The organism is Mycobacterium sp. H4Y, from assembly GCF_000364405.1.
GTDB classification, from domain to species: Bacteria; Actinomycetota; Actinomycetes; order Mycobacteriales; family Mycobacteriaceae; genus Mycobacterium; species Mycobacterium intracellulare.
This window is the reverse complement of record NZ_AKIG01000002.1, coordinates 766186-785972: the sequence shown is the minus strand read 5'-3', so window position 1 is coordinate 785972 and position 19787 is coordinate 766186. Positions and strand designations below refer to the sequence as shown.

At 64.1% G+C, this 19787-nt stretch carries 13 protein-coding genes and 3 pseudogenes; 8 read left to right on the top strand and 8 right to left on the bottom strand.

From position 1 onward, the window contains the following. Positions 1-6: 6 nt before the first annotated feature. Positions 7-348 (bottom strand): hypothetical protein, encoded by a 342-nt coding sequence (locus W7U_RS17520; protein ID WP_008260780.1) that lies wholly within the window; start codon positions 346-348, stop codon positions 7-9. A gap of 248 nt (positions 349-596) precedes the next feature. Here W7U_RS17520 and W7U_RS17515 point away from each other — a divergent pair, with 248 nt between their 5' ends. Together W7U_RS17515 and W7U_RS17510 are read left to right on the top strand one after the other, a co-directional pair. Beyond that, positions 597-1397, top strand: a complete 801-nt coding sequence (locus W7U_RS17515; protein WP_008260779.1) for a helix-turn-helix domain-containing protein — start codon at positions 597-599, stop codon at positions 1395-1397. A 7-nt stretch (positions 1398-1404) separates the two neighbouring features. Continuing rightward, a complete protein-coding gene (locus W7U_RS17510; protein ID WP_008260777.1) occupies positions 1405-1872 on the top strand; it encodes an NUDIX domain-containing protein in 468 nt (155 codons plus the stop codon). A gap of 7 nt (positions 1873-1879) precedes the next feature. Here the strand turns inward: W7U_RS17510 and W7U_RS17505 are convergent, their stop codons facing one another. Next, positions 1880-2416 (bottom strand): HD domain-containing protein, encoded by a 537-nt coding sequence (locus W7U_RS17505; RefSeq protein ID WP_036429517.1) that lies wholly within the window; start codon positions 2414-2416, stop codon positions 1880-1882. Between the two features lie 650 nt (positions 2417-3066). On the opposite strand from W7U_RS17505, the gene W7U_RS17495 reads away from it, so the two are divergent. From W7U_RS17495 to W7U_RS26805, 3 genes and pseudogenes are all read left to right on the top strand, one after another. Beyond that, on the top strand, positions 3067-4140 hold the full coding sequence (locus W7U_RS17495; protein ID WP_008256196.1) for an IS110 family transposase: 1074 nt from the start codon (positions 3067-3069) through the stop codon (positions 4138-4140). Between the two features lie 265 nt (positions 4141-4405). Next, on the top strand, positions 4406-5329 hold the full coding sequence (locus tag W7U_RS17490) for a cation diffusion facilitator family transporter (protein ID WP_008260765.1): 924 nt from the start codon (positions 4406-4408) through the stop codon (positions 5327-5329). A gap of 355 nt (positions 5330-5684) precedes the next feature. Continuing rightward, a pseudogene (locus W7U_RS26805) lies at positions 5685-5988 on the top strand (IS1380 family transposase); the annotation flags it as partial. Between the two features lie 128 nt (positions 5989-6116). Here W7U_RS26805 and W7U_RS17485 read toward each other — a convergent pair. After that, the gene (locus W7U_RS17485) at positions 6117-6467 is read right to left on the bottom strand and encodes a hypothetical protein (RefSeq protein WP_225325533.1); all 351 of its coding nucleotides are present in this window, start codon (positions 6465-6467) and stop codon (positions 6117-6119) included. 541 nt (positions 6468-7008) lie between these two features. Between W7U_RS17485 and W7U_RS17480 the strand changes: the two genes are divergently transcribed. Then, entirely contained in the window at positions 7009-8697 is a 1689-nt protein-coding gene (locus tag W7U_RS17480) for a cytochrome bc complex cytochrome b subunit (protein ID WP_036429510.1), read from the top strand. Positions 8698-9303: 606 nt separating this feature from the next. Here the strand turns inward: W7U_RS17480 and W7U_RS17475 are convergent. The 5 genes and pseudogenes from W7U_RS17475 to W7U_RS26800 form a co-directional block, all read right to left on the bottom strand. Continuing rightward, a pseudogene (locus tag W7U_RS17475) lies at positions 9304-10902 on the bottom strand (Nramp family divalent metal transporter). 74 nt (positions 10903-10976) lie between these two features. Then, entirely contained in the window at positions 10977-12269 is a 1293-nt protein-coding gene (locus W7U_RS17470) for a CBS domain-containing protein (protein WP_008260758.1), read from the bottom strand. A gap of 179 nt (positions 12270-12448) precedes the next feature. After that, the gene (gene ctpC, locus W7U_RS17465) at positions 12449-14692 is read right to left on the bottom strand and encodes a manganese-exporting P-type ATPase CtpC (RefSeq protein ID WP_036429508.1); all 2244 of its coding nucleotides are present in this window, start codon (positions 14690-14692) and stop codon (positions 12449-12451) included. A gap of 8 nt (positions 14693-14700) precedes the next feature. Then, entirely contained in the window at positions 14701-14982 is a 282-nt protein-coding gene (locus tag W7U_RS17460; RefSeq protein ID WP_008257367.1) for a DUF1490 family protein, read from the bottom strand. Positions 14983-15229: 247 nt separating this feature from the next. After that, positions 15230-15463: pseudogene (locus W7U_RS26800) on the bottom strand (IS21 family transposase); the annotation flags it as partial. 152 nt (positions 15464-15615) lie between these two features. On the opposite strand from W7U_RS26800, the gene W7U_RS17455 reads away from it, so the two are divergent. Continuing rightward, positions 15616-17454, top strand: a complete 1839-nt coding sequence (locus tag W7U_RS17455; RefSeq protein WP_101930931.1) for an IS481 family transposase — start codon at positions 15616-15618, stop codon at positions 17452-17454. Positions 17455-18015: 561 nt separating this feature from the next. Next, positions 18016-19533, top strand: a complete 1518-nt coding sequence (gene ltrA, locus W7U_RS17450) for a group II intron reverse transcriptase/maturase (protein WP_306454289.1) — start codon at positions 18016-18018, stop codon at positions 19531-19533. Positions 19534-19787 lie beyond the last annotated feature (254 nt).

Here is a 19787-nt window from a genome sequence, read left to right as displayed (position 1 = left end):
ATCGGGTTATTTCTGCGGGCGCGCCTGTTCGCTGGATATAGCGGCGCCGGTCGTGGGGGTAATGGCGTCGGCGCGGAAGGCCACGCCGTTGCGGTCACCTTGAGCCCAGGGGATGGCCACCAGTCCTGACACCGATACCTGCTGTGTCACACCGATTTTCGGGTCACCGGCTACGGTCACATTGAGTACTTCGCCGCCGGTGTCATCCAACGCCAGCAGCTGCGCAGCGTAGAGCGGTACGCCGGTCGCGGTGTCGACTTTGGGGCTGCCGGTGTCGAAATTCAGCCGCGGCTCGGCCGCCCTGGTGACAATGAACCGCGTCCCGGATGTATCAATTCTCAAACGCATTGTCCTGCTGTTCCTTTCGTGATCTGTACACGCCCGATCAGGCGCAGATTTCAGTTCACGCGGACACAGCAGGCATCACCAGGGACCTTTGCCTACGTTGCCGACACGGCCACGGGCATTACAGACACAGGCAGGGACATAACCGCCGGCATTGCCCGACACCGGGCCAGTCGCCGCCGTCATGGCACACTGGAACCCGAGGCCGCCACACGCGGCGGCATCGACACGGGAGGTCTGTGCGAGGGGCCATGGAAAGTGCCGATGATTGCCCGGTTTTCGCGATGATGCCCAACGAGCGGCTCAAACAACGACTCCACGCCAAGGGGCTATCGCCGGCTCAGTTCGCCCGCGCGATCGAGGTGGACCTCAAGACCGTTCGACGCTGGCTGTCCAACACCGATCTCAACGTCCGGGGGGACAATGCCCGCCGCGCCGCCGACGCACTCGACTGCACTCCACACGACCTGTGGCCCAACCAATTCCCGCCCTCCACGATCAGCACACTCTCTACGATCACCAGTGCGCCATTCACCGCGACGCTCTACGCCAGCCGCACCCAGTTACCGATCACCGCATGGAAGCAGCATTTCGCTCATGCGAGCACCGGCATCGACATTCTGGTGATTGCGGCTACGTTCCTGTTCGACACGCTCGACGGATTCCTCGATATCCTGCTCGACGCCGCCAAGCGCGGCGTGCAGGTCCGTTTTCTCACCGGAGACCCCGACAGCGCCGCCATGACCATCCGCGGCGCCGAAGAAGGCATCGGAGAAGCCGTCATCGCCCGCTGTCGCACCTCCGTCGAACTCCTCACCCCATATACGGGCACACCGGGACTACACATCCGCACCCACGACAGCACGCTGTACACGTCAATCTTCCGCGTCGATGACACCATGATCGTCAACTTCCACATCTACGGCTCCCCGGGACGCAACAACCCTCTGCTCGTGCTGTCCCGCCACCATGAACCACGCCTCTGGACCACCCTCGAACAGGCGTTTGACCGTGTCTGGGACAACGCCACCGCCCTGACCAGGAAAGGTTGATTTTGGAATGCGGACCGACTACTACAATGACCCTAACGCCCCCCAACCCAACAGCGTGGTCCCGTCCGCCTCAGCCATCGTCACCGACGAACAAGGCCGCATCCTTCTGGTCAAACGCCGCGATAACACCCTATGGGCACTGCCCGGCGGCGGACACGACATCGGCGAAACCATCGCCGACACCGCCGCGCGCGAAGTCAAAGAAGAAACCGGCCTCGACGTCGGAGTCACAGGGCTGGTTGGCGTCTACACCAACCCCCATCACGTCGTAGCATTCTCCGACGGGGAAGTCCGCCAACAATTCTCGCTGTGCTTCACCACCACCGTGCTCGGCGGCACCCTGGCCATCGACCACGAAAGCACCGACATCACCTGGAGCCACCCCGACGACATCGCCGCGCTGGATATGCACCCCTCGATGCGACTGCGCATCGACCACTACCTGCAACACCGCGACCGCCCCTATCTGGGCTGAGCTGGTCTCACAGCCAGCCGCGCACCCGGCCCACCGCTGCCAGCAACTCCTCCCGCGCGGCATCAACAGCCCGATGCACCGGATCATCGGGCCCATAGCGTGCCAAGACATCGCTGAGCCGATCCTCGACCGACACCGCAGAACCATCAGGTCCAGTCGTCAAATCACAAAACGTCAACGCGTCCAACACCTCTCGGGGAGGCTCGCTGAATGCCGATAAGCCCGACACGCCCCGTTCGCATGCCTCCCCGCGCGCTCCGCTATGAAACGCCACCAACGACGCAACCAGCTCCCCAAAGCCTGCCGATCGGGCAAACATCGCGCCATCGAGGGGATGGAAACCGGTTTGGCGCACCGACGGCGCATAGCCGATATCGTGTAGCCAGGCAGCCGCCACCAGACAATCAGCAGTCTCGGCGTCGAAATGTCGGCCAAGCTGCCCCGCTGCCGCGACCACACCCCGCACATGCGCCAACCGCCGAGGCTGCCGAGCAAGCCGCGTCTCGGCCTCCCACCGTGCACGCTCTGCCAGCACCCCGCTCACACCAGCCAGCCTACGAGGCCCACCGTCATCTCGCAGTCCCCATCCCACACCTGCACACCGAACACAGCGTGTAACCAGCACGCATCCAGTGGCCACCTGCGGGCTTCGCTTCGCTCCCTGTGCTCCCGTCCGCTGACGCTCCCGTCCGCGCCGGTCGCTACGCTTCGCCCTCCGTCCGCCACCACAGCAGCGCCCATCAGCAACGACCTCCGCGTGCGCCCTGGCATTACTGAACGGCCGGCGACTCCGCAGCCCCGCCCCACTGCCAGCATGATCCCGGGAAGCTGATCCTAGCTCAGGGCGACGCCACCCCGCTCGTACCAACCGGGCCGGACCGCCTCTGACCTGCGGTGTGAGAATTTTCTTTACTGCTATTAAAGAACTACCGGCGTTTCCGCGGCCTCGCGAAGCGGGGCGTCGGTAGGGTCCGCGTCCGAACCGGTGCGGTCTGACTCATTTCTTTACCGGCCGCGAGCAGTGTGGCGTGCCTGCAATCGTCAGATCCGTCGACCGTGCCTGGTTCGGCGCGGAACCGCCGGACGGAATGACCTGATAGGAGCGCGACCAAGCATCCCGTAGCAGTATCGTCCCCGCCCGACGGCTTCGCCCTTTCACCCCATCCAGGAAATCCCGGTCACAGGAAGGCCGCAATGCAATCCACCATCGCCGCATCCACCCAACCACAGGTCACCGTCGGTGTCGACACGCACAAGCAGTTCCACGTCGCCCACGCCGCCGATCAGCTGGGCCGTCCGCTGGGCAGCCACCGCATGGCAGCCAGCACCGCCGGGTACCGTCAATTCGTGTCCTGGGCTCACGGGCTGGGCCAGCTCGTCATCGTCGGTATCGAAGGCCCCGGCCACTACGGCGCGGGCCTGGCCCGCTACCTGCGCGCCGAGGGCATCGCGGTCACCGAGGTCGGCCGCCCCAAACGGCAGCGCCGGGCACGCTACGGCAAATCCGACGACACCGATGCGGCCGGAGCCGCCGCGATCGTGTTGGCCGGCGAAGCCCTCGGCGACCCCAAGTCCGCCGACGGTGCTGCCGAAATGGTGCGGGTGCTGCGGGTGGCCCGTACCAGTGCGGTGCGCGCCCGCGCCAAGGCCTACACCGCCCTGCAGGACCTTTTGGTCACCGCTCCCGCAGCGCTGCGTGAACAGCTGGCCGGCCTCTACAAAAAGCGTCTCATCCAGGCCTGCAAACAGTTGTCTGAGTCCGAAACGCCAAGCAGTCCAACCGATGCCATCACGATGGCGATCAAATCACTGGCGGCGCGCTGCGAGCAACTCGACGTCGAAGCCGCCCGGCTCAAACACCACATCGACACCATCACCGCCACCGCCGCACCGCAGTTGCGCGCCGTCTACGGTGTTGGCCCCGACACCGCCGCCACGCTGCTGGCAGCGATCGGCGACAACCACGATCGGATCACCAGCGACGGCGCCTTCGCTAAACTCTGCGGAGTCAGCCCGCTGCAGGCCTCCAGCGGCAAAACCGTCCGACACCGACTCAACCGCGGCGGCAACCGTGATGCCAACCGGGCGCTGCATGTCATCCTGGTCGTGCGGCTGCGCCGCCACCAACCCACCCGTGACTACATGGCGCGGCGCCTCGCCGAAGGGAAAACCAAAAATGAGGTCATGCGCTGTCTCAAGCGCTACCTCGCCCGCGAAATCTTCCACGCCCTCCAACCGTCAAGAAAGGCAACAAAAATCGTTGCCTGAACATAGGAGCATCTGGTATCAAGCGGCTGTCCGGTCGGCTATTTCCTGGATTCGCTTGCCGTGTGGCGCGAAGCGCACCGGGCTGGCACTCACCCCGCCTTGGCCCCACCTGCTTTCTGCGCCCGCTGCTGGCAGTATGGCGGGTGAACTTTGCCGAGATGGCGACGGCGACGACCCTCAGCTCGCTAGCGTGAAATATGTAGTGGTCATTTAGCTAAACGCGGGAGACATCCAGATGAGCTCATCCAGCAAGCGCGATAACACTATGGAGCCCACTCCCAGCCGGCCCGATGGTGACGGGCACGGGCTGCGCATCGGCAGCGCCGGTGAACGCCATCAGAAACCGTTGATGATCGCATTCGCGTTGACCGCCACCTATGCCATCGTGGAGGTCATCGGCGGTATCGTCACCGGGTCCCTGGCGCTGATCAGTGACGCTGCCCATATGGGTACCGATGTGCTCGGACTCGGGCTCGCCTTGTCCGCGATCTATATGGCAAAGCGGCCGGCCGCAGACCAGCGCACCTATGGCACATACCGGTTGGAGGTGCTGGCCGCAGTAATCAATGGGCTGTTGCTATTTGGCGTCGCCTTTTACGTCCTCTATGAGGCGGTGCGGCGCTTCCTCGCGCCGCCAGAGGTACTGGGTGTGCCGATGTTGATCGTGGCCACGGTCGGGCTGGCGGTCAACATCATTTCCTTTCGGCTGCTCACCGCAGGCGCCAAGGAGAGCCTGAATGTCAAGGGGGCCTACCTGGAGGTGCTCTCCGACATGCTCGGTTCGATCGGCGTCATCGTCGGAGCCATCGTGATAGCAATCACCGGATTCCGCTATATCGACGCCATTGTCGCCGCGGCTATCGGCCTGTTCATCCTTCCGCGCACCTGGCAACTCATGCGTCAAGCGCTGCGCATCATCATGGAGGTCGCACCCCCCGGAGTCGACGTCAACGGCGCCGCCCGTGACCTGACCGCAATTCCGGGTGTCCGTGAGGTCCACGACCTGCACATCTGGACGGTCACCAGCGGCATGGAGGCCGCAACCGCACACGTGGTGATAACCGATGGCGCCAACTGGCACGCTGTGCTGGACTCAAGCCGCCAACTCCTTGCCGAACGCTACGGGGTAACCCATTCCACAATCGAGGTCGAGCCTGCCGGCCACGTCGAACAACCCGCCGGCTTCTGACCGCAGCGAGCAAACGGGTGTCCGAAGCGAAGCCTCGACACCAACGTGGGCCGCCGGAAGCCGCTGACGACACCTTGCATCTGTCGTGAACCAGGCTCGCGCGACGCGAAACGTTTACACCGCGCAGTCTGAACGACCACCAGAGAACGGCAGTGTGCTCGCTTCTCGTCGGCTCAACAACGCGTTCGGCACGGTTCCAGCCGGGTGCATGGAACATGCTGGTACCACACAGCAGTGCGAGTCGGGCACCCGGGCATTTGGACCCGTAAGCCTATGGGCACGTTCCTACACAACGCGTCCCAGGAGGTCCAATGATTGGAGGTCGGCGGCTGATCTTACGCCCGAAGTTGCGCGTGTGTTCGCCGACCTGATCAACGGACCACTGGCGCGGACGCCCTTGGAGCGTTCGGCGCCAACAGGATCCGATCCCGCTGCCTTCGCCCACAACCTGCCGCGCGTTGCCGCAAGCTGGGATCAACCGCAACTCCGTCGCGCGGGACGCCACACTGCGCCACAAGGTCGTCGACGTTTCGGCCCGCCTGACCCGACCTCAACGCCGACCTCTTCTGCATCTGCTCAGCCATTGGCCCTGGGCTGACGCATGGCTGACGTTGTGGTGCAACATGATCGGACAGCGCCCACCACGGCTGACCGCCTGACGATCGCCGAGAAGGCCGGAGCGGAGCAACAAGGAAGCCGGGCAGACCAGCGGATACAGCACGCCGTCCGTCGAAATCATGATCAGACCAGTCGGCGTCAGCTAACACCAGCCCCCGGTGGATTCAGGCTAAGGCAGCGACGGCAGCGTGATCTCCGATGGCAGCGTGATTTTCGACGGCAGTGATGGGAGGGTGATTTCCGACGGCAGCGACGGCAGCCGAAAGCCGCCCGACGTGCTGGTGGTCGGCGCGGTAGTTGCCGTAGTTGTCGTTATGGAGGGGCTGCCGCCCTGGCCGCCTGTGAACAGAGCGACGATGCCCCAGGTGATCAGGGCGATGAGGATCGCGAGGACCGCTCCTAACAACACCACGCGCCTGCGATACCAAGGGGTGAGACGCGGCTGGTTTCGACTCTGGCCGAGATTTGTATAGCTAATCTGGTCATCGCCACCGTTATTCGGAGATTCGTAGCGGGCCACGGTGCCCGATCGTAACAGTTACCATTCACGCCCGGAACGCTTCCGGGTCGATGGGCGCGAGCCAGGTGGTATCGCTGGCGCCCAGCCGCAGTCGCAAAGTGAAGAACGGGCTACTGCGCGTGGGCAATTGCTGGGTTCCCCTCATGACACGAAATTTGAAAGCCGTCACGGAGTTTAGCGCTGCTACTGACAGCGATTCTACTGCAGGTGAGCACTTAACCGCGTGACATCCGCGGGCCAGATATCCACGACGCGGTGGCGCGGAGCCGCGATACTGATGACGCGAACAGTCGACCCGAACAGTCGACCCTGCTTGCCGTGGTGCTTGGCCGTAGGTAAGCAGTATGCACGCGCCTCAAAGCATGGGGGGTGTGCCGCGAACGAGCCTCGACTATTGTGCCTGCGGCCCACTGCTGCGGGTTCGCCGCCCGGGGCAGCCATTGGGGGATCGCGCTACGCGTTTAACGGCCCCAGAAATGGTAAACACTTTCGCCGTGAAGCGATGCGTCCACTGCTCACTTTCGCGGCATCTGCGTTGCCGATGAGCCAAAAATTCGATGACGTGCTCGTTGATCAGGGCGGCGCGCTTGATTCGCGGTATCACCCCTCGGCGGCGCTACGGCGTCAGCTCAATAAGGTGTTTCCCACGCATTGGTCGTTTCTGCTAGGCGAGGTGGCCCTGTACAGCTTCATCGTGCTGGTGATCACGGGGGTGTATCTGACCCTGTTCTTTGACCCGTCGATGACTGAGGTCACCTACAACGGGGTCTATCAACCGCTGCGCGGCGTGGCGATGTCGAAGGCCTACCAGTCGACGCTGGGTATCAGTTTCGAAGTGCGCAGCGGGTTGTTCGTCCGGCAGGTCCACCATTGGGCGGCGTTGATGTTCGCCGCGGGGATCATGGTGCATCTGGCCCGAGTCTTTTTCACCGGGGCGTTTCGGCGGCCCCGGGAAGCGAACTGGGTGATCGGCGCGCTGCTGCTGATTCTGGCCATGTTCGAGGGCTACTTCGGCTATTCGCTACCCGATGATCTGCTGTCGGGCACCGGGCTGCGCATCGCGTTGTCATCGATCACGATGAGCGTCCCGGTAATCGGCACATGGCTGCACTGGGCGCTATTCGGTGGCGACTTTCCCGGCGACATCATCGTTTCGCGCATGTACGCCATCCATGTCCTGATTCTCCCGGCGATCTTCGCGGCACTCATCGGCGTGCATGTGGCGTTGGTGTGGTTTCAGAAACACACCCAGTTTCCCGGTCCCGGCCGCACCGAGAACAACGTGGTGGGTGTGCGGGTCATGCCGGTGTTCGCGGTCAAGTCCGGCGCGTTTTTCGCGATGACGGTAGCCATCTTGGGTCTGATGGGTGGGCTGTTGCAGATCAACCCGATCTGGAATCTCGGTCCCTACAAGCCGTCGCAGGTGTCGGCCGGTTCCCAACCCGATTTCTATTTGATGTGGACCGAGGGGCTGGCTCGCCTTTGGCCGGCGTGGGAACTGTACGTGTGGGGCCACACCGTGCCCGCGGCGTTCTGGGTGGCGCTGCTCATGGGAGTGGTATTCGTCCTGTTGACGAGTTATCCGCTCATCGAGAACAAGATCACCGGCGACAACGCCCACCATAACCTGCTGCAGCGGCCGCGCGACGCGCCGGTGCGCACCGCCATAGGGGCGATGGCGATCGCCTTCTACCTGGTGCTGACCTTCAGCGGAATGAACGACATCTTGGCCTACAAGTTTGAAGTCTCGCTGAACGCTACGACCTGGATCGGTCGCATCGGGATGGTGGTGCTGCCGCCGATCATTTACTACATCACCTACCGGTGGTGCGTCGGACTCCAGCGCAGCGACCGCGCGGTGCTTCAGCACGGCGTCGAGACCGGCATCATTAATCGCCTTCCGCACGGCGCCTACATAGAAATACATCAACCGCTAGGAGACGTCGACGAAGACGGTCACCCAATTCCATTGGAATATCAGGGCGCGGCAGTACCCAAGCGGATGAACAAGCTCGGCGCCAGCGGCGCCCCCGGCACGGGCAGTTTCCTGCGGCCAGATCCGGCCGAGGAAAGCGACGCACTCGCCCGCGCCGCGCAATCCGCTGAACGGCACGCGATCGCTGCGCTGCGGCAACGCCAGACAGTCACTAGTTCAGGCGACGGGCGAGCGATCAGAGACGACAGCCAGAAAGCCGAGATTCCCCCGAGGTCGCAGAGGCATCAGCTATAAGGGGTAGCGATGTAGAAAAACCGAAGAAGTACGACAGAGAGTTACGCGGAGCAGCGGTTCGGATGCAATCCCACCCCGTAGGGGATGCCATTCGGCGACGTCAACACCCGTTCTTTGACCGAGGAGGGCACCACCCCACACCCGGGCAGGCCGCCGCCGTTTCGTCAGCCGTGAACACGTTGCACCACCCAGACCTCGCCGGCGCGCCGCTCGCACGCTCAACCCGTGGCAAGCCAAACAACGATGTCGTAGCCCCACACACGGTCCTTGTCCTTGCAGCGCCGCAGCAAAGAGCAGTATTATGCTGGTCGTCGACCGTTTCCCACGAGACATATTCGTTTGGGCCACTGGTTTTCCCTCAGGGTGTCAAAGGTCTTTTAACGCGGGAGCGTTGCGGACCACCGACATGATTTCGGCTGGTGCGCGCGCAACATCATCGACATTCGATGATCATGAACGGCACTGCCAGAGCGGCCGCAATGGTGGCGAGGATGGCGTTCCGGTGATCTGTTGGATGTCGTTGTAGTGCGGTAGGTATTTGGCTTCGGCGGCGAATCGCCCGTTGCGTGGCGTGCTCATTTGGTGACCTTTCGGATTGGCCCAAATTCATCGGCCGCTGAGCTGGACAGCCTTGACGATGAGCAGGACGGCGCCGACGACGAGGTAGCCGCGCAGCGCAATCATGCCTAGACGGGTCCCTGGCGACCACGTCACGGGCTCTAACAAGGTCAGTGGTGGCATTCGCCAGCTATTGCGGTCAATAGGCCGCGCCGGGCTCGATGCCGCCGGTGGTGAGGGCTGGCGGCGACCCATCCAACGAAGTGCCGGTACCGTGGCTGCGGCGAGTATGACCAAGGTCAGTGCCAGGTAGCCGGCGACAACGATCACGTCGAGGCCGGGGAACAAGGTAGTCGCCATCAGGATTCCCGACAGCAACAGCAGGACGCCGACGATCAGCCCGGCAACCCAGTTGAGCCAGGGCCGATTCACCCAGGGGGCCCAATACTTCCCGGTCGTTGCACAGCAGCAGGAGGAACACGCTGGCGCTGGGCAACAGCAAGCCAGCGAGGGCCTGCACGGCGGTGGTGATCAACCCAAGGGGGGCGCCAGGAATCAGCACGATCGCCGCCGCAAACGACACCATCGCGCTGTAAGAAAGGTAGAACGGTTTGGCATCGGCGAACCCCCGGTGCAGCGAGTGTTTCAGGCCGAATACGTCGCCAAAGGCGTAGCTGGTGGCCAGGGTCACTGCGGCGGCGCCGACGATCGAGGCGTCCATCAGCACGATCGCGAACAACCAGCCGAGCGTCGAATTGTGTTGGCCCAGCAGATGCGAGATGGCGCCGGCGTCGGTGAAACCACCTGCTGTGCCAGTGGAGCGCGCCGCCCAATCGCCGATCATGACCAGCGCGGTGGCGCCGATCACCACGATGAACGCCCCCAACACCGTATCGGCGCGCTCGTAGCCCATAAATCGAGGTGTAATGCGCTTGTCGACGACGTTGGACTGCTGAAAAACAGCTGCCAAGGCGCCACGGTGGTGCCGACGATGGCAATGATCAAAAGCACCGCATCCGAGGTCACGCCACCGGAGATGTTCGGCACCACAAATGATTTGGCGGCCTGGGCCCACTGTGGGTGCGCCATCAACAGGATTGGGATCTGCACCAAAGTGATGGCGATGAAGACGAACATAGCCCGCTCCCACCGGCGAAAGCTGCCGCTGGCCATGATCGCGATGAGCGCGATCGCTGAGACCGGAACGACAATGTATTTGGAGATACCGATGTAGGTGGCGGCCAAAGTGATGCCGATGAACTCGGTGACGATCGTGAGGAAGTTGAGCAGGAACAGGTCGCCGACGGAGAACCAGCCCCAGCCGCGGCCGAAGCGTTCGTTGATCAAGCGGGCGTGTCCGACGCCGGTAACCGCGCCGAGCCGGACCACCATCTCTTGGTTGACGATGAGCACCGGGATGAGCAGGAGTAGCACCCACAGCAGGGAGTAGCCATAATTTTGGCCAGCTTGGGTGTAGGTGGCCACCCCGCCGGCATCGTTATCGCCGACCATCACAATGATTCCGGGACCGATAATGGCAAGCAGCGTCAGCAGCCGCGTCTTGAAAGTGCGGGGATGGTCGGTTTCCGCGACGTTAATGCGCCCGAAGGCGCCCTCGATATTACCGAGGTGAGCCGAGTCAAGCACAGCGGTGCGCTTCGGTGGTGGCGACTCGGATCGGTGAGTCGCTGCTGCGTGGCCGGTGGCCTTCTCGCCGGAGGTCACGGCGCCTCACTCTCTGGTGCAGGCGCGTCGCGATCGTCATGCGGTGGGGTGATTTCGCGGACCGGGCGGGGGGCGGGTTCGCGGCGACGCCAATCCTCGGGGATGGTGGCTTCTAGCACGTCGTCGACGGTGACAACCCCGAGCACGCGGTCCTGGCCGTCGACGACGGGGATGGAGTAGAGGTTGAAGTCGGCCATCAATAGGGCGACGTCGGTCAGATCGGCTTCAGCGCCGATTCGAATTGGGTCGCAATCCATCAGTGCTTCAACGGTTTGACCGGGTTCGGCTTGCAGCAGGTCGATCACCGACACGACACCAGCCAGGCGGTTGTCTTCATCAAGGACATGCATCTTGACCAATGCCTCGGGCTGTATCGTCGTGGCGCCCGCGATCAGTGCCAGCGCCGTGCCGGCAGTGGTGCTTGCGGCGCAGGAGACGAAGTCGACGTTCATCAGGCCGCCGGCACTGTCGGGGTTAAAGCCCATCAGGGTGATCACCTTCGTGCGCTGCGGGCCCGGCATCAGCTCCAGGACGCGCCGGCGCCGCGATTGACGCAGGTCTGCGATCGCGTCGGCGGCGTCGTCGGCGCGCATCCGGCCCAATAGTGCGGCGACCTCGTCATCGGCCATGTCATTGAGCAATCGGCTGGCCTTGTCAGGGTCGAGTTCTTCGAACACGTCGGCTTCCAATTCCGGGTCGCTGCGGACCCGGTCGAGGATCTCCCCACCCTCGGCTTTGTCAGCGTCTTCGAGAAGATCAGCGATGTCGGCGGGTTTGAACCCGCCGAGCCGGCCTGACTGACGTCGCGATGCACCGGAGCGGGCGTGGCCGATCAGTGGTTCGAATGCCTTCCAATCTCGGGCCGCATGCCCACCCCGACTTTTGACTAGTCCGAAGAACCGCGCCGGGCGGCGGGTATCCAGACGGGCAAGCACCCACCCGCCGCCGGTATCTTCGAGCTCCACGTCATAGGCGCGTACCAACTCCACGGCAGCCACATCGATCAACCGGTGTCCTAGCACATCAGCGCGCAGCAACACCTCGCCGTCGCGGCGTTCGAAACCGCGCAGATCGATTTTGTGTGTCGCCAATACCACGCGGTCTGGGGCGTACTGAGAAATGGAGGGGCTGCCGATGAACACCCGCCGCCTCCCCACCACAGCGACGATCCCACTCACCAACGGATACTCGTCGGCGCCGCGCAGCCGCACGATCACGTCCTGCACCCGGCCCACAGCCTCGCCCGACCGGGCCAGGACCGGCGCGTGCAGCAACTCTGAGAGATGCATAACCGGGTGCGACCCGACCTGCTCAGCCGACGGCTTTGGTCCACTCACTTGTGCTCCCCTTTCTCACCGGGCGCTCCTCGGCCTCAGGCGTTAAGCGGCCCACTCGAACGGGAGGCCCGTGAGCCCAGACACGCGCCCTTTAAGGATGGCGCTGCGGGGAGGCGCGACAGCATGGGCAATCAATTGGCGACCGGGGACGACACCGCGGCTTGCTGACGGGTGGTGCCGACAGGCGCCCCCGTTGAGTGTTCGTTCGCGGTCGCGGTTTGACCGTTCATCAGGCGGTAGCGGATGAGTCGAGAGCTGTTGGTGACCACCGCGACCGAGGATGCGTTGTGCAGGATCGCGGCGAGCACCGGCGATAGGGCCCCTCCGGCGCCCATGAGCAGACCGACGGAGTTGACGGCGATGGACATGCCGTAGTTCTGCCGGATCACCGCGACGGCTCGTGCACCCAGATCGGGTACGTCAAGCAGGCGCTGCAGGTTGTCGTTGGCCAGTGCGATATCGGCGGTTTCCACGGCGACGTCGGTGCCGGCCAGCCCCATGGCGATCCCGATATCGGCGGTCGCCAGTGCCGGCGCGTCATTGACGCCGTCACCGATCATCGCGACGACGTAACCTTCGTCTTGAAGTTGGCGCACCGCCTGAAGCTTGTCTTCGGGTAGCACCTCGGCGCGCCACTCGTCGATACCGAGTTCGCCGGCCACCACCTCGGCGGTATCCGGATGATCACCAGTCAGCATCACGATGCGCCGAATGCCCTTGCTGCGCAACTTGTTCAGCACGTCGGCGGCCTCGGGGCGGATTTCGTCGCGCAGGCTAATCAGCCCGACCAGCGTGCCGTCCACGGCAAGCAGCAGCGGGGTCTCGGCCTGGCGGCGCAGTTTGTTGACCCACTCGGTTGCCTTCTTGGACACGCGGACTTTTTCGGCACGCAGCAGCGAGGGGCTACCCAGCAGCAAAACGCGGCCATCAGCCCAGGTGCGCATGCCCAGGCCGACCAGCACTTCGCACTGTTCGTGCGGCGGGATCGTGATGTGGCGTTCGGTGGTCGAGCGGATCACCGCTTCGGCGAGCGGATGACGTGAGTGGATCTCTGAGCTGGCCGCGTAGGCCAGGACCTCTTCGGGTTGCCAGTCCTTCTGGAAGGCAACAACATTCGTCACGACGGGGCGCCCAACGGTCAGCGTCCCGGTTTTGTCGAACACGATGGCGTTCACTCGCCCGGCTTGTTCGAGGTGTGACCCGCCCTTGATCAGGATGCCGCGGCGCGCCCCGTTGCCGATCGCGGCGCTGATCGCGGTCGGGGTCGACAATCCCACCGCGCATGGGCACGCGATCAACAGCATGGTCATCGCGCGCCGGATGTCGCCGGTCAGCAGCAGAGTTGCCGCGGACACGATGAACGAGATCGGGACAAATCGGCGCGAGAAGTTCTCACCGACGGTTTGAATCGGTGCCCGGTCGTGTTGGGCCTCTTCGACGCGGGAAATGATGCGCCCGATCGTGGTTTCGCTGCCCACCGCGGCCGCGCGCACCACCAGGCGTCCGCGTACCACCACCGATCCGGCGTGTACACGGGAGCCGACGACCATGCCGACCGGCAACGTCTCTCCGGTGATCGCCGACTGGTCGACCACCGCTTCGCCGTCGAGCACCTCGCCGTCCACCGGGATCGCCACGTGATCGTGAATGACGACCTCGTCGCCGATTTGCAAGGTATCGATGGGGACTTGGACTTCGCTGCCATCATTGGCCCTGATCCAGGCGGTGTCCGCGGTGCCGCGCAACAGGTCGGCGATGGCCCGCCGGGTGCGGCGCAGCGTCAGGTCCTGCAGGTACTCGCCGATATTGAGTAGCCACAGCACGGTCAGTGCGACCACGTTCTCCCGCAACACCATGCTGGCCACCGTGGCCACCGTCACCAGCGTGTCGGTGCCGGCGCGGCCAGAACGAAGCGAGCGTAGCGCCCCGCGGAAGAACGGATAGCCCATGAACACCGTCGCGCCGGTGGCCACCAACTGACCCTTGGGGCCCAGCAGCGGCGGGCGGCGGAAACCGTAGCGGCGCACACCCAACAACACCAGCGCCGCCCCGCCGATCGCGATGCGCAGTACCTCAGTGTTGCGGACGTCCGCCGAGCGCGGCGTACGCGCGGGAATCAGCTCAGCTGCAACGTCTTTGGCCGCCGCAATGGCCGCCATGATCGCCGAGCGATCGCAACGCTTGGGTGAATACCACACCACGACCGATCCGGTGTGGGGATAGGCGTGCACCGCGCGCACCCCGGTCTGCTTGTCCACCTTGTCTTCGACGGCCACCGCACGACGGGAATCCGAACGAACCCACGGAACATGCAATCTCATCCGCCCCGCCGCATCGGAGAGAATTTCTACGGCGGTGTCCTCGACAACAGTCATAACAGCGATCAGTGGTCGTGGTCGTGGACCGCGGCCGCAGCCGGTGGGGAAGCCTCTTCGCCGATGCGTTCACGCGCCTCGGCGACCACGTCAGCCGCCTTCAGCCGAGCCGACTCCGCTACCACTTCTGCGCGACGCGTCCCTCGCAAACTCAACTCCGCGGCCGCGACCGTCGCCCGACGCACCGGCGCCCCACCAGCCGCCTTACGCAACAGCTCATAGGCACTCACGCCCACCAATCCCGTGAACACCGTAGCGGCCGCCTTCGCCGCTAGCGCATGCGGAAACATCAACTTCCTCCTCGTGTTCGGCCCTGTCGGGCGCATTTCATCTACTACTCATTCGACCGTAACATAGATACATCGCAATATCACTATGAATCGACCTTTGGCGAACATCATCAGGGGGGACGTACCCGGATCGTGTTCCCTAGGTCCGGGATTGCAATAATGAGGTGTAAACGGCCATCGGCCACAGCGTGTCGGGCCGGAGGGGCCGTCTGATGACTAAGGCGCGTCGGGCCGAACGCCACGGCTCCCCGTAGTGTTTGGCCGCCCGGGCGAATGCGGCCGTGACTCGGCCGTTTCCGGGGTCGCAGAGGGTGGCCATTCGGTCGAATCTCCAGACTCGGGTCACGCCGCCGAGTTCACGGGTCACCTGGTCCAGGGCGGCGAGCAGGTGCGGTTGATCCTGCGACGGCGACCACGCCGCTCGCCACTTGCCGGAATGGGCCAGAACTCGACGATTGACAACGAGCAGGTGCGCGGTTTTGTCTTACCCGCAGGACTCAGGTTAGTTGGCAGTTTTGGCGAGTCCCTGTCGGTGTTTGGTTTCAAGAGATCTTTGACGGTCTGTTCTCAAGAGACGCTTGACGTTTCGGCCTTATTCGTGATCTTGTTCGGTCCGGCTTTGTTGGTGTCGGGGTGGGCGGGGTTGTGGATCAGCAGGGGTTGGTGGAGTACCGGTATCGGGCGGTGTGCGAGGTGCTGGGTGGCTCGCCGATCGGTGAGGTCGCGTTGCGCTACGGCACGACGCGCCAGTCGCTGGACTCGTGGCGGGCGCGGTTTAAACAGGAGGGCATGGATGGGCTGGCTGATCGGTCTCGTCGGCCGCATTCCAGCCCGAGCATGTTGTGCGCTGATGTCGAGGCCCTGATCTGTCAGATGCGTCGGCAGCATCCGCGCTGGGGGGCTCGCCGGATCAGCCATGAACTGGGACGTCAGGGTCTGGAGCGAGTGCCGTCGCGGGCAACGGTGCATCGGGTGTTGGTGCGCAATGGCCTGGTCGATCCCCAAGCCCAGCAGCACAAACGCAAATACAAGAGCTGGCAACGCGAAGCGCCGATGCATCTGTGGCAGCTCGACATCGTCGGCGGGGTGCCGTTGGCCGATGGGCGCGAGTGCAAACTATTGACCGGCGTCGATGACCATTCCCGGTTCGTCGTGGTGGCCACTGTGTTGGCCACTCCGTCCGCGCGGGAGGTGGCTGAGGCTTTCACCGCGGCGATGCGCCGCTACGGGGTGCCCGCCGAAGTGTTGACCGATAACGGTGGTCAGTTCACTGGGCGGTTCATCAAGCCGCTGCCGGTTGAGGTGATCTTTGAGAAGATCTGCCGCGACAACGGCATCAAACAGCGGCTGACCAAGCCCCGCTCACCGACCACGACCGGCAAGATCGAACGATTCCACAAGACGCTGCGCACCGAGTTCCTCGATCACGTGGCGCCGTTCGAATCGATCGTTGCCGCCCAGCAAGCGATCGACGGTTGGATCGCCGCCTATAACCATCAGCGCCCGCATCAAGCGCTGGATATGGCGGTGCCGGCCAGCTTGTTTCGACCCAACGGCCCGACTCGCCTCGACGCCGAGCAGTCCACTGCTCCCGGGGTTGCGGCCCCGGCGGCGCTGGTGATCGATGTGATCGAGCCACCCCCGCTGCCGCCCGCTGCGGGCACTGCCCTCGAGTTCGACGTGCGGGTCCCGCCCAGCGGAGAGGTCACGATCCGCTCCGGGCGCCAGTCGGTCGCCGTGCATAAGAGCCTGGCCGGACGAACCCTGCACGTGTGGGCCGATCTGCGCAGCATTCACGTCAGCCTCGACGGCGAGGTCCTGCGCACGGTGCGCTCTCGACTCATTCCCGATGATCTGCGATACATGGCGATGCGCGGGGCCCGGCCGGCCGGCCCCGAACCCGAGCGCCCCGCGTTACGCCGCGCCAACGGCACCGCGGTGATCCGGCCCGGTGATGCGGTGGAGATCGAACGCACCGTCACCAAAGACGGCACCGTCTCGATCGCCGGCACCACCCACCTAATCGGGTTCGCCTGGGCCGGACGGCGCGTCACGCTGCGCCTCGACGGACACTTGATGCACGCCGTGATCGACAACGCCCTCGTCGGCACCTGGCCCTGCCCCATAGACACCGGGCAGCTGGGCCGTCTGAGCGGCGCACGTCCACCGGCCACGCCGCTGCCACCCCCACCGATGCCCGCGGGATCGCTGCGTGCTCAACGCAAGGTCCACGACAGCGGCCGGATCATGGTCGCTGGCCAAAACATCAAGCTCGGTCCCCGTCACCGCGGCAAGATCGTCACCGTCGTCATCGAGGACACCCACTTGCGCATACTGCACGGCGAGGAAGAGATCGCCGTCCGTCCCCGACGAAACCTCAAACCCATCACCCGGTTTCACGTCAGCGGCGCAGGAGCCATCCCCCAAAATCGTCAAGCATCTCCTGACGGCAAAACGTCAAAAATGTCCTGAGCCCATACATTGAGTGCGCCGTGAGGCGCTGTGTATTCGAGAGGGGGTGTGAGACCTCCTCTGCCGATCCTGTCGCAGCAGGGCGGTGAAGCTGGGGGCAGCCCGATCCGGGTGATGCCGGTGAGGGTGGCAAGCGGCCCCGACAAAGTCGGAACGTGTCAGCACTGCCAGATGGTGCGGGTCCGGCGAGCGAGATGGAAAGGAGTACGAGAGGAACCGGCGTTTACGTCTCTCAAGGCTGGATCGGCTCGAACCTGGTGGATGTGGGCCGAGAGCGGTGCGTCCCAACATGTTTAGCGTGTTGTTGGGAACTCCTGGGTCGGCTTCAACGACCGACCCGGAGACCACGGTGAAGTGCTGCGGGGTAGTCGTGGTGATGCCGCAGGGACCGAGTCGGGCTCCTCCTTCATCGAGCGAATCACAGTGAACACGGGAACCGTTCTGGTCTCGCCGGTGTTCCGGGCATCCAGTCTTGGGGCGTCGGCTGGGCGCATCGACAGCCGATCAGTCCAGGACGGGGCGGAGCCGCCGTAGTACTTCGAGCCGGGGAAAGCCCGGCACATGGGGAAGGGCGGCAGCGGTTATCGAGAAGGGAAGGACACTGCAATGCCGGAAGATGCGCCAGTGAATACCGGCGCTCTCGATCAGGATGCCCCGCTGGGGCCTTGGTCGCGGGTATCGGGGATGCAGACCAAGCTTCACCATTGGGCAGCGGCCGATCCCGGCCGCAGGTTCGATGATCTGTTCAACTTCGTGTGCGACTCGGCGACGCTGCTGGTGGCGTTTGACCGGGTCGCAGGCAACACCGGCGCGAAGACTCCTGGCGTGGACGGCATGACCGTCGTGACGATGGAGGACACCGTCGGTGTGGCCGGCTTCCTGATCGACCTGCGAGCCCAGTTGAAATCGGGTTCGTTCCGCCCGCTACCGGTACGGGAACGCATCATCCCCAAGCCCGGTGGGAGCGGAAAGGTGCGGCGGCTGGGTATTCCCACCGTCGCCGACCGGGTGGTTCAGGCGGCGCTCAAGCTGGTGCTGGAACCTATTTTCGAGGCCGACTTCGTGCCGGTCTCTTACGGGTTTCGGCCGATGCGGCGAGCGCACGACGCGGTCGCGGAGATTCAACGTTTCGGCACCAAGGGTTATCGCTGGGTGCTGGACGCGGATATCGAAGCGTGTTTCGACTCGATCGAGCACTCGGCCCTGATGGATCGGGTGCGCGCACGGGTCAAGGACAAGCGCGTGCTCGCGCTGGTGAAGGCGTTCCTCAAGGCCGGGGTGATGACCGAACTCGGCATCCGTGAGGCCAGCTTCACCGGCACGCCGCAGGGAGGCATCTTGTCCCCGCTGTTGGCCAACATCGCCTTGGGCGCGCTCGATGAGCACGTGCACGGGCCGTGGATGCCTGGCGGGATCATGAGCACTCCTCGCCGACGCGCCCGACGTCGCGCCAAGGACCTGCCGAATTGGCGAATCGTCCGCTATGCAGATGATTTCGTCGTCCTCGTGCACGGCAACCAGGCCGACGTCGAAGCCTTGCGCGAAGACATCGCCAAGGTGCTGATTCCGCTGGGGTTGCGGCTTTCCGAGGCCAAGACCCGGATCGTGCACATGGGTGACGGGTTAGACTTCCTTGGGTTCCACATCCAGTGGCGCCGCAAGCGTGGAACGACCAAGTGGTACGTCTACACCTTCATCGCCGACCGGCCCGTCCGGTCGTTGAAGGACAAGGTACGTGCCCTGACGAGCAGGTTGTCGCAGCAACCACCCAGGGTCGTGCTGATCCGGCTCAACCAGATCATGCGCGGCTGGTCGGCTTACTTCCGGCATGCAGTGGCTAAACACACCATGAGCTCCCTGGAAAACTTCGTGTGGCACAGGGTGATTCGATGGTTCCGAAAGCTGCACCGCTGGAATGGAAGAGACATCCGCCGACATCACACCGGTCTGCATGGCCGGTGGACCAGACCCTCGGCGGACGGGATCGAACTGTTCAACCTGGCCTCGGTACCCATCACGCGGTACCGCTACCGGGGCAACACGATCCCCAACCCCTGGACGGTGGCACACCCCGCCTGACGGCAGATGCCGTGGAGAGCCCGCTGCGTGGAAACACGCACGGCGGGTTCGGAGAGCGGCCTGGGGAAACGGACCGATGGCAACACCGGCACCGCGCCCCAGGCCGACTCAACCAGTCCCAGTGGATTTCGTCGAACGCTCCGCCCGTTGGCGCCCGTGGTGTTCCTAGGCCATCCAATATCTTTGGGTCATTCTTGAGCTTCCGGTAAACCATTGGCCGCCGTCGAGGTCGCATATCGAGTGCCGCACCCCCG